Source organism: Sciscionella sediminilitoris (genome assembly GCF_000737195.2).
In the GTDB taxonomy this organism is placed as follows: Bacteria; Actinomycetota; Actinomycetes; order Mycobacteriales; family Pseudonocardiaceae; genus Sciscionella; species Sciscionella sediminilitoris.
In genome coordinates, this window is the sequence record NZ_JALM01000018.1 from 23232 (window position 1) to 32946 (window position 9715).

Here is a 9715-nt window from a genome sequence, read left to right on the forward strand (position 1 = left end):
GGTGACACCGTAGCGTCTTCATCGACGCCGCGCAGCTCTAATCGTGGGTCTCGATATGCATCTTGCGCGCACCGAGAGCTTAGTGACCGGTCACCGCTGGTGTGGGATCGCCCCATCCTCCTCGGCTGCCTCCGCGACCGCGCGCGCCACCTCGACCGACACCCGCGGGTCGAGCGCACTCGGCACGATCCGGTCGGCGGCCAGGTCCTCCTCGGCGATGGCCGCGATGGCCTTCGCCGCGGCCAGGTTCATGCCGTCGGTGATCCGCCGCGCGCCGGCGTCCAGCGCACCGCGGAAAATCCCCGGGAAGGCGAGCACATTGTTGATCTGGTTCGGGAAATCGCTTCGCCCGGTCGCGACCACCGAGGCATAGCGCCCGGCGATCTCCGGGTGCAGCTCCGGGTTCGGGTTCGACAGGGCGAACACGATCGGATCGGTGCCCATCCGGGCCAGGCAGCGCTCGTCGATGGTGCTCCCGGAAAGACCGAGGAACACGTCGGCGCCGTCCAGGGCCTCCTCGAGACCGCCGGTGAGCCCCCGCGGATTGGTCTCGGCCGCCAGCTTGGCCTTGACCTCGGTGAGCCCGTCCCGCCCGGGGTGCAGCACGCCCTTGGAGTCGAGCACCACGACCTCGGCGACCCCGGCCGCGGCGAGGATCCGCGCACAGGCGACCCCCGCGGCACCCGCCCCGTGGATGACCACGCGCAGGTCCCCGATGCGCTTGCCGACCACACCGGCCGCCCCGCGCAGCGCGGCGAGCGTGACCACGGCCGTGCCGTGCTGGTCATCGTGCATGACCGGGCAGTCGAGCGCCTCCACGAGCCTGCGCTCGAGCTCGAAGCAGCGCGGCGCGGAGATGTCCTCCAGGTTCACCGCGCCGAACGAGGGGCGCAGCCGCACCAGCGTCTCGACGATCTGGTCCACATCGTTGGTGTCGAGCACCAGCGGGATCGAGTCGAGCCCGCCGAAGGTCTTGAACAGGGCCGACTTGCCCTCCATGACCGGAAGCGAGGCCGATGCGCCGATGTCACCGAGCCCGAGGACCGCGGAACCGTCGCTGACCACGGCGACTACCCGGGAAGCCCACGTGTAGCGCTGCGCGAGCTCGGGCTGCTCGGCGATCGCGGTGCACACCTTGGCGACACCGGGGGTGTAGGCGATCGAGAGCGCGCGGGCGTCCGCGAGCGGGGCTGTTACCGAAACGCCGAGCTTGCCGCCCTCGTGCGCGGCGAAGATCTCGGAGTCGTCGGGCTGAGCCTTGGCGTGTTCTTCCATCGTGGTCATAGCGTCCCTCCCAGGGGAGCGAAATTCCTTCCGGCGCGCGCGGTGGCGGGAAATTACGCCGACAGTGGCGCCGAACAGCGGTTTCCGGGCGGATTCCCCTCGCGCCCGATCGGCGCGTGACCCGTCTCCGGCCGGCCGTGGGCACCGGTCGGGCACCACGACCATGGACGCATGGATCGCATCAGTGTGCCACCTCACGGCCGCGCTGTCTCGCTCCGGGGGTGCACGTCACACTTCGTAGCCGCTCGCCCCGCACCGGACCGGCCCCATTACGCTCTCCGATCGTGGCACGTCAGCTGAGCATCCCCGAAGCGTACGAGTTCACCCCGAAGGTCTTCCCGGACCAGCGGGGCGCGTTCACCTGCCCCTACATCGCCGCCGAGTTCGCCGAGGTGACCGGGTACGAGCTCACCCTCGCCCAGGTCAACCACAGCCGCTCGGCGCGCGGGGTGATCCGCGGGGTGCACTTCGCACAGTTGCCACCGAGCCAGGCGAAGTTCGTCTACTGCTCGCGCGGTTCCGGACTGGATGTGGTGGTCGACATCCGGCTCGGCTCCCCCACCTTCGGCCAGCACGACGCAGCGCTCATCGACGCGGAGCGGTGCAATGCCGTGTTCGTCCCCGAGGGTCTCGGGCACGCCTTCTTCGCGCTCGAGGAGGACACGGTGCTGACCTACCTCTGCTCCACCGGCTACGCGCCCGAGCGCGAGCACGGCATCGATCCGCTCGACCCCGCGCTCGGGCTGCCCTGGCCCTCGGACATTCCGATGATCCGCTCGGCCAAGGACGTCGAGGCGCCGAGCCTGGAACAGGTCCGCGAGCGGGGATTGCTCCCGGACTACCAGGCCTGCCTCGACTTCTACTCCTCGCTACGCGGCTGAACTACCCGCCCGGTCGCACATCCTCGGCGAGCACCCGCTCGATATTGCGTTCGGCCAGCGCGGTGATCGTGACGAAGGGGTTCACCCCGAGATAGCCGGGAACGAGCGCGCTGTCGGTGACGTAGAGCCGCTCGGCCCCGTGCACCCGTCCGTAGCCGTCGGTGGCCGAACCGAGCACGCAGCCACCGAGCGGGTGGTAGCAGAAATCGTCCGCGAAAGCCTTGTTCTGCCCGAACAGGTCGTGCCGGTACACCGTGCCGTTCGCCGCGTTGATCGAGTCGAACAGCGCCTTGGCCTTGGCCACGTGCACCTGGCTCTGTTCCGGGCGCCAGCCGAGCCGCAGTCCGTCGCTGGCCCGGTCGTAGCTGAACGCGGCGCGCTCCGGGCTGCGCACGATCGCCAGATACATGCTCACCCAGGTCTCCAGCCCGACCGGGATCGGTGCGATCTCGGCGAACACCGGGTTGACCGGATCGGCGGAGTTGTCGATGGCCAGGCTCGGCATGGTCGCCTGCAGCGCGCCGGTCGGATCCCAGACGTGGTTGGCACGCGCGGTCATCAGGTTGCCGTTCGGCCCCCAGCCCTCGCCGATCTCCCCGGAGAGCCCGGGAAGCGCGCCGGTCTCCCGCGCGCGCAGCAACAGTTCGGTGCTGCCGAGGCTGCCCGCGCCGAGGAACAGATAGCGGCAAGCGAGTTCGGTTGTGGCGACCGTGGACCCGTACTCGTCGATCTCGCGCACGGTCAGCACGTAGTCCCGGCCCTCTTTGCGGATCGCGGTGACCTTGCGCAGCGCACGGATCCCGACCTTGCCGGTGCCGACCGCGTGCGCGAGATAGGTCTTGTCCAGGCTGCGCTTGCCGTGATTGTTGCCGTAGATGACCTCACCGGCCAGCGCGGAACGCGGCGCGGTCTTCGCCTGTTCCCTTGCCATATAAGAGAAATCGTAGGTGCTCGGAACGAAGGTGGTGGACAGTCCCGCCTTGCGCGCCGCCTTCCGGGAGACCCTGGCGTACTGGTAGCACTCGGCGTCCTCGAACCAGTCCGGCGCGATGTGGTTGACCCCGAGTCCGGCCCGGGCGCGCGGCAGATAGCGAGCGTAGAACTCGTCCGCGTCGATTCCCGGGAACGCGGCCTCGAAGTTCTCCCGCTTCGGGGTCACCGCCATGGCACCGTTCACCAGGGAGCCGCCGCCGACACCCCGGCCGACATAGACATCCATGTGGTCGAAGTGCACCCGGTCGAGCACGCCCGCGTACGGGGTGATCGGCCGATTGACCACATCCAGCCACAGAAAACTCGCCAGCGGGGCCGCGGTGCGGTCCCGGAACCAATAGGCGCGCTTGTCCGGGGCGAGCGTGCTCGGGAAGAGCTTGCCCTCCGATGCTTCGCTGTCCCACAGCTTCCCCATTTCCAGCAGCACCGTATCCACCCCGGCCTCGCCGAGTCGCAGTGCCGTGGCCGCCGCTCCGTACCCGGTCCCGATGACGACGGCGGGGACCCATTCCCGTCCCGCGGCCGCCGCCGGCCCCGCGGACACCAGGCTGGATCCGGTTGCGGCCGCCGCGCTCATCGCCGCCATTCCCAGCGCCGCTCTGCCCAGGAAGCCGCGCCGTGTGCAGTTGTTGATCATGAACCGAAAGGTTTCCCCAGGTGACGATGCATTGCCAAGTCCCTAAATGCAGCAACCTGGCCACCCGTTCGATGCAGCGCGCACTACCGGGACGTGGCGCGGCTATTTCTTCTCCGTCACATAGATGGTGATCGTCGCGCGCACCACCTCGGTCCCGGCGGTGTCGTAGACCCGTACCAGAACCGGGATGTCCTGTGCCGCACCGAAAACCGGCGGTTCGGCCGGTTCGGCGACCGCGCGCAGGCTCGTCTTGGCCTTGGCGAGGTATTCCACGGTCATCCCGCGTGGCAGCCAGCGATGCGTGCCCGGAACCGTCGCCTCGGCGAGCATGCCCATGGCGACCTCGGCGAGATTGCACGCGGCGATCGCGTGGAAGGTGCCGATGTGGTTGTGCACGCCCCACCATTTCGGCGCGCGCACCTCCGCGTGTCCCGGGCGCAGTTCGGTGACCGTGGGCAGCACCGTGCCGAAGTACGGGGCGCGCAGCGAAATGGCCGCGGAGAACAGCCGGTTGCCGAGCGGGAGAGCGGACAGCCGCTCCCACAGGCGAAGCGTCGATACCATGCCTCCGAGACTACCCTACTCGCTAGTAACCGGACTTATCCCACAACGCACTGCGCGGCCGCCCCGACGCTCGTACGATGCGCCGCATGTCGCACGAATCGGCGGTCTACCTGCTCCGGCACGGGGAGACCGAATGGTCGCGGTCCGGCAAGCACACCGGGCGCACCGATATCGCACTCACATCCGAAGGCGAGCAGCAGGCGCGCAGGGCAGGCGGTGTCCTTTCCGCGCTGCGCGCGACGAGCGTGCCGCCCGCGCTCGTGTGCAGCAGCCCCCGCTCGCGGGCGGTGCGCACCGCGGAGCTCGCCGGGCTCGAGGTGGACAACCGGACCGAACTGCTCGCCGAATGGGACTACGGCGAGTACGAAGGCCGCACCACCGAGGAGATCCGGGAAAAGGTGCCGCACTGGACCGTCTGGTCGCATCCGGTCCCCGGCGGGGAGAGCGCCCAGGACGTGCACAAGCGCGCACTGTCCATTGTGGACAAAACCAGGGCGATCCTGCCGCGCGGGGACGTCGTGCTCATCGCGCACGGCCACTTCCTGCGGGTGCTGATCGCGACCTGGCTCGGCGGGCAGCCCGAGGACGGGGTGCGCTACGGACTCGGCCCGGCCGCGGTGAGTGTGCTCGGCTACGAGCGCGGGGTCGAGCAGATCAAGGCACTCAGCGTGCCGCCACTGGAGACCGTGGACTAGAAGCTAGGAATCCTGCTCGTCCTCGCGCGAATCCTGGTTCGACGTCCCCTGGTTCGGCGTCCCCCAGGCCCATTCGCGCGAGACGCGCACGAACAGCAGCACGATCACCGCGATCGCGAAGGCGACCACCGGAAAGGCGATCTCCGGCCGGGACGCGCCGTTGAGCGCGTAGTAGGCGACGCCGACCAGCAGGATCTGCAGCACCACCGCGGGGGTACGGGCCCAGCGCGCGCCGCGCAGCAGCCCGACCGCGACGGCGATCACGCCCGCCGAGAGCAGCGCGAAGTATCCGGCCTCGGCGAGCCGGTTGGTGATCGACTGCGCCCCGCCGGCGAGCACCCCGACGATGAACGCGATCCCGGCCAGCCCCTCCACGGCGACGAGTACGCCCGCGAGGCGCACCGTCCTCGGCACGGCTGGTGCGGACTCGGCGCTGGCCACCACATCTCCTCCTAGCAATGCAATTGCGCTGCTCCCATCGTAGGCCAGCCACCGCAGCGGCCGCCGCGTACCGTATAGCTCATGCGCGCGCTGCTCATCGTCAATCCGAAGGCGACCTCGACCAGTCGTGGCGGCCGGGATGTGCTCCGCCACGCGCTCGCCTCGGACACGAAGCTGGAGGTCGTGGAGACCTCGCATCGCGGACACGCCACCGCGGCCGCCGAGTACGCCAGGGGCAACGGGACCGAGCTCGTGGTGGTGCACGGCGGGGACGGCACGGTCAACGAGGTGGTCAACGGGCTGCTTTCCGCGGGACCGGGTCCGGATGTACCGATGCTCGCGGTCGTCCCCGGCGGCCAGGCCAATGTGTTCGCCCGCGCACTCGGCCTGCCCAGTGACCCGATCGAGGCAACGGCGCACCTGCTCACCTCGATCGAGGAGGGCAGCCGCCGCCGGATCGGGCTCGGCAGGGCGGGCGAGCGCTGGTTCACCTTCAACGCCGGGCTCGGCTACGACGCCGATGTGATCGCTCGCGTGGAACAGCGCCGGAGCAAGCGGGCCAGCCAGCTGCTCTATCTCCAGTCCGGATTCGCCAACTATCTGCGCGAGTCGCTCGGCGGCCGGGCGAGCCTCGAGGTGCGGATGCCGGGCAGCGAACCGGTGCGCGATCAGCGGCTGGTCTTCGTCTCCAACACCGATCCGTGGACCTATCTCGGCCCGCGCCCCGTTCGGCTGAATCCGGGGGCCTCGTTCGATACCGGGCTCGCGGTCTTCGCCACCTCCCGGCTCGGCCCGATCGATATCACGCGCACCGTGACGCAGGCCTTCCTCACCAACAATGGTGTGGCTGGCAGGAACTTTTTACGTACCGATGACGTTGATTGGGTACGTGTGAGCTCGCGGACTCCTGTTCGTCTGCAGGTCGATGGTGACCTCGTCGGGGAACGGACCGAAGTGCGCTTCGAATCGGTGCCGGACGCACTGACAGTAGCGGTATAACGCGGACTCACCGGCGCAGAACCGAATAGGTGGCTAATTCGCGACCTGAACCGCGGCTATTACCCGGAGCTGACACGCGCACTGGTAACTGGGTGAAACCGCTGGTCAACGATCGTCTCCCGAATGGGTGAGTTCGCTCACCGATCTCTGGAAACCCCCTTGACATCCTGCGCGATCGTGAAAGTATTCACGGGCACCCCGAATGACTGTAGTAACGACTGGCGCACTCTCGCGCGCCTATTGAGGAGCATGTAGCAATGGACTGGCGCCACGACGCGGCCTGCCGTGACGAGGACCCGGAACTGTTCTTTCCCGTTGGAACCACTGGGCCCGCACTGCTGCAAGTCGCCGAAGCAAAAGCCGTTTGCCACCGCTGCCCGGTCGCTTCCTCCTGCCTGACCTGGGCATTGGACAGCGGCCAGGACTCCGGTGTGTGGGGCGGTATGGACGAGGACGAGCGGCGCGCGCTCAAGCGTCGCACCCGGATGCGTACCTCGGCGAGCGCCTGAGCGCTCACACCGAATAGGCACAAAGAAAGGGAACCCGGCCGGGTTCCCTTTTTTGTGTGCCGACTCAGTTGTGCCCGGCACAGTGCCCTCGTCCGGGAACGCTATTCAATGTGACCGATACCGTTGTGAGCGCGATCGCTGTGGCCGCGCTCAACCGAATCGGCACCGCTCAGTTCGACCGTAAAGGAATGCGCAAGCTCGCCTCGGTTCCCTTGTTTTCCTTGCGCCCCAAGGAGATCGAGCCGGACAGCTCCGATTCGACGAGAATGCGGACGATCTGCAGACCCAGCCGATCGGTGCGCTCGATGCTGAATCCCTCCGGCAGCCCGATTCCCTCATCGGACACCGCGATGTTGAGCCATTTCGCGCTGCGGTTCACCCCGACCGTGACCACCCCGCCCGCCCCCGGCGGGTAGGCGTGCTCGAAACAGTTCTGCACGAGTTCGGAGAGCACGAGAACCAGCGGGGTGGCCACCTCGGCGCGCACGATTCCGAATTCGCCTTCCCGGCGCACCGTCACCACGGTCTCGGTGGTGGACACATCCCCGAGGATCGGGAGCACCTTGTCCAGCACCTCGTCGAGGTTGACCTCCTCGTTGACCGACATCGCCAGGGTCTCGTGCACGGTGGCGATCGCGTCCACCCGGCGCACCGATTCGGCAAGCGCCTCGCGGGCCGGATCGGTGTCCATCCGCCTCGACTGCAGCCGCAGCAGCGCGGCCACGGTCTGCAGGTTGTTCTTGACCCGGTGGTGGATCTCGCGGATCGTGGCGTCCTTGGACATCAGCGCCCGGTCCCGGCGCTTGACCTCGGTGACGTCCCTGATCAGCACGAGCGCCCCGGAGGGCTTGCCGTACGGGGTGAGGGCGAGCGCGCGGAACAGCACGGCCGCTCCCCGGCCCGCGTCGGTCTCGAAGCGGTTGCTGGGTTCCCCCGCGAGCGCGGTGGAGATGCGCTCGGCCACCTCGGCCGCGTCGAACGGGTCCGGAATGAGGCCGCGGGTCAGCGGGATCAGTTCCGCGCCCAGCAGATCGGCGGCCGAGCCCATGCGGTGATAGGCCGACTGCGCGTTGGGGCTCGCGAACACCACGAAGCCGCGCTCGTCCACCCGGATCAGCCCATCGCCGACCCGCGGGCTGGTGTGCACATCCGCGGCCAGCGCCTCCGAGGGGAAGGTCCCGTCCACCACCATCTGGCACAGGTCGGTCGCGCAGCCGAGGTAGGAGATCTCCAGCTTGCCCGGCACCCGCGGGGTACCGAGGTGGGTGTCCCTGCCGAGCACCGCGATCAGCTCGCCGCGCCAGCACACCGGGATCCCCTCCCGGCGCACGGGCACCGTGTCGTGCCACTGCGGGCTGTCGTCCTGGCTGATCGTGCGCTCCGTGCAGGCCCGGTAGAGCTGCGGTTCGTCGACCACGAGGGCGCGCTTGCCGACCATGTCCCTCGGGTGCGCGGTGGCCGCGGTGGTCGGGCGCGCCTGCGCCACGCAGATGAACTCGGAGCGTTCGCTGAGCTCTTCGACCCCGCCGACCGGGATCCACATCAGGAAGTCCGCGAAGGACAGGTCGGCGAGCAGCTGCCACTCCCCGACGACCCGTTGCAGCTGGCCGACCTGAGCCCCGGACAGCGTCGTGTACTCGTCGAGCAGATCCGCGAGTGTGGACATGGTTACCCGCGCACCTCCGCCCCTGTCTGCCCGCTCTCCCTGGTCAAGGCCGCCCTCCCAGACGCACTCTGGCTCGATTCCGATCGGTCTCCATCCAACCATGACCGGGGGTGCGCATCATCGCCAGGAGAGCGCGTGCGACACTCAATCTGCGGAAGCTGTGGCCGACCGGTCTTCGTGGGTGCGCACGTCAGAACGTTCGTTGGCCACAGCTGCCGCGTATGTAGCCGGGGACGGCTGAACGACCAAGGAGCGAGCATGTCCAAGCGCGCACGCAAGCGCCGCAGCAGGAAGAAGAACGGCGCCAACCACGGCAAGAAGCCGAACTGCTGACCTGAAAGAACCCGGCAAGGCGATCCGCCCGGCCGGGTTCTTTTTCGTGCTCAATCGCTACGGAAAGCAGCTCAGCCCTCACGCTCGATTTCGATCGAGGTGAACGAGGTGTATTCGCGGATCGAGGCCTTCAGCCGGTCCCGCAGCTCGCTCGGTGCGTGATCCCCACCGCATTTGCGGTGCAGCAGCTCCTTGAGCTGGCGTTCGATGCCGTACCGCTCCAGGCAGGAGCCGCAGTCGTCCAGGTGCCGCTGCACCACCTCTTTGCGCTGGCCGTCGCACTCGTGGTCGAGATAGACGTAGATATCGGCGAGCACCTCGGCGCAATCGGCCTCGGTCGGCTTGCGTTCCTCGTTCATGAGCCGGCCACCTCCTTGGCTTTGCCCCGGCGGATGACGCCGCGTTCCACCGCCACATCGGCGAGCAGGTCACGCAGCTGCCGCCGGCCGCGGTGCAGGCGCGACATCACGGTGCCGATCGGCGTCTCCATGATGTCGGCGATGTCCTTGTAGGCGAAGCCCTCCACATCGGCGAGGTAGACCGCCAGGCGGAACTCCTCGGGCAGCTGCTGCAGCGCCTGCTTCACGTCGGTGTCCGGCAGGTGGTCCATCGCCTCGACCTCGGCCGAGCGCAGGCCGCGCGAGGTGTGCCCGGCGGCCTGGGCGAGCTGCCAGTCGGTGATCTCCTCGGTCGGCGACTGCTGCGGCTGCCGC

12 protein-coding genes are annotated in these 9715 nt (G+C 68.5%); 5 read left to right on the plus strand and 7 right to left on the minus strand.

Features of this window, described 5'->3' with window-relative positions; translation table 11 throughout:
• Positions 1-90: 90 nt before the first annotated feature.
• A complete protein-coding gene (locus tag AD72_RS09535) occupies positions 91-1284 on the minus strand; it encodes an NAD(P)-dependent malic enzyme (RefSeq protein WP_051898336.1) in 1194 nt (397 codons plus the stop codon).
• A gap of 281 nt (positions 1285-1565) precedes the next feature.
• Between AD72_RS09535 and AD72_RS09540 the strand changes: the two genes are divergently transcribed.
• On the plus strand, positions 1566-2165 hold the full coding sequence (locus AD72_RS09540; RefSeq protein WP_037345247.1) for a dTDP-4-dehydrorhamnose 3,5-epimerase family protein: 600 nt from the start codon (positions 1566-1568) through the stop codon (positions 2163-2165).
• A 1-nt stretch (position 2166) separates the two neighbouring features.
• On the opposite strand, the gene AD72_RS09545 is transcribed toward AD72_RS09540, so the two are convergent.
• Together AD72_RS09545 and AD72_RS09550 are read right to left on the minus strand one after the other, a co-directional pair.
• Entirely contained in the window at positions 2167-3795 is a 1629-nt protein-coding gene (locus AD72_RS09545; protein WP_051898339.1) for a GMC oxidoreductase, read from the minus strand.
• A gap of 102 nt (positions 3796-3897) precedes the next feature.
• Positions 3898-4359, minus strand: coding sequence for a hotdog fold domain-containing protein (locus AD72_RS09550; protein WP_031466082.1), 462 nt, complete (start codon positions 4357-4359; stop codon positions 3898-3900).
• 86 nt (positions 4360-4445) lie between these two features.
• Here AD72_RS09550 and AD72_RS09555 point away from each other — a divergent pair, with 86 nt between their 5' ends.
• The gene (locus AD72_RS09555) at positions 4446-5054 is read left to right on the plus strand and encodes a histidine phosphatase family protein (protein WP_031466083.1); all 609 of its coding nucleotides are present in this window, start codon (positions 4446-4448) and stop codon (positions 5052-5054) included.
• A gap of 3 nt (positions 5055-5057) precedes the next feature.
• On the opposite strand, the gene AD72_RS09560 is transcribed toward AD72_RS09555, so the two are convergent.
• On the minus strand, positions 5058-5495 hold the full coding sequence (locus AD72_RS09560; protein ID WP_037345249.1) for a hypothetical protein: 438 nt from the start codon (positions 5493-5495) through the stop codon (positions 5058-5060).
• A gap of 81 nt (positions 5496-5576) precedes the next feature.
• Between AD72_RS09560 and AD72_RS09565 the strand changes: the two genes are divergently transcribed.
• Together AD72_RS09565 and AD72_RS09570 are read left to right on the plus strand one after the other, a co-directional pair.
• The gene (locus tag AD72_RS09565) at positions 5577-6494 is read left to right on the plus strand and encodes a diacylglycerol/lipid kinase family protein (RefSeq protein WP_031466085.1); all 918 of its coding nucleotides are present in this window, start codon (positions 5577-5579) and stop codon (positions 6492-6494) included.
• A 257-nt stretch (positions 6495-6751) separates the two neighbouring features.
• Positions 6752-7003 carry a WhiB family transcriptional regulator gene (locus tag AD72_RS09570; protein ID WP_031466086.1) on the plus strand — a complete coding sequence of 84 codons (252 nt, stop codon included), beginning with the start codon at positions 6752-6754 and terminating at the stop codon, positions 7001-7003.
• Positions 7004-7172: 169 nt separating this feature from the next.
• On the opposite strand, the gene AD72_RS09575 is transcribed toward AD72_RS09570, so the two are convergent.
• Complete coding sequence (locus tag AD72_RS09575; RefSeq protein ID WP_031466087.1) at positions 7173-8669, minus strand: sensor histidine kinase; 1497 nt, start codon at positions 8667-8669, stop codon at positions 7173-7175.
• 258 nt (positions 8670-8927) lie between these two features.
• On the opposite strand from AD72_RS09575, the gene AD72_RS38180 reads away from it, so the two are divergent.
• On the plus strand, positions 8928-9002 hold the full coding sequence (locus tag AD72_RS38180) for a 50S ribosomal protein bL37 (RefSeq protein ID WP_420806230.1): 75 nt from the start codon (positions 8928-8930) through the stop codon (positions 9000-9002).
• Between the two features lie 71 nt (positions 9003-9073).
• Here the strand turns inward: AD72_RS38180 and rsrA are convergent, their stop codons facing one another.
• Together rsrA and AD72_RS09585 are read right to left on the minus strand one after the other, a co-directional pair.
• On the minus strand, positions 9074-9361 hold the full coding sequence (gene rsrA, locus AD72_RS09580) for a mycothiol system anti-sigma-R factor (RefSeq protein WP_020496379.1): 288 nt from the start codon (positions 9359-9361) through the stop codon (positions 9074-9076).
• On the minus strand, positions 9358-9715 hold a 358-nt coding region (locus tag AD72_RS09585), incomplete at its 5' end, for a sigma factor-like helix-turn-helix DNA-binding protein (RefSeq protein WP_031466089.1). The genes rsrA and AD72_RS09585, both read right to left, overlap by 4 nt.

What these genes read in the sequence shown, in the direction of transcription:
- AD72_RS09535 (WP_051898336.1), bottom strand. Translation starts at nt 1,284, where the DNA reads ATGACCACGATGGAAGAACACGCCAAGGCTCAGCCCGACGACTCCGAG.
- AD72_RS09545 (WP_051898339.1), bottom strand. Translation starts at nt 3,795, where the DNA reads ATGATCAACAACTGCACACGGCGCGGCTTCCTGGGCAGAGCGGCGCTG.
- AD72_RS09550 (WP_031466082.1), bottom strand. Translation starts at nt 4,359, where the DNA reads ATGGTATCGACGCTTCGCCTGTGGGAGCGGCTGTCCGCTCTCCCGCTC.
- AD72_RS09555 (WP_031466083.1), top strand. Translation starts at nt 4,446, where the DNA reads ATGTCGCACGAATCGGCGGTCTACCTGCTCCGGCACGGGGAGACCGAA.
- AD72_RS09565 (WP_031466085.1), top strand. Translation starts at nt 5,577, where the DNA reads ATGCGCGCGCTGCTCATCGTCAATCCGAAGGCGACCTCGACCAGTCGT.
- AD72_RS09570 (WP_031466086.1), top strand. Translation starts at nt 6,752, where the DNA reads ATGGACTGGCGCCACGACGCGGCCTGCCGTGACGAGGACCCGGAACTG.
- AD72_RS09575 (WP_031466087.1), bottom strand. Translation starts at nt 8,669, where the DNA reads ATGTCCACACTCGCGGATCTGCTCGACGAGTACACGACGCTGTCCGGG.
- rsrA (WP_020496379.1), bottom strand. Translation starts at nt 9,361, where the DNA reads ATGAACGAGGAACGCAAGCCGACCGAGGCCGATTGCGCCGAGGTGCTC.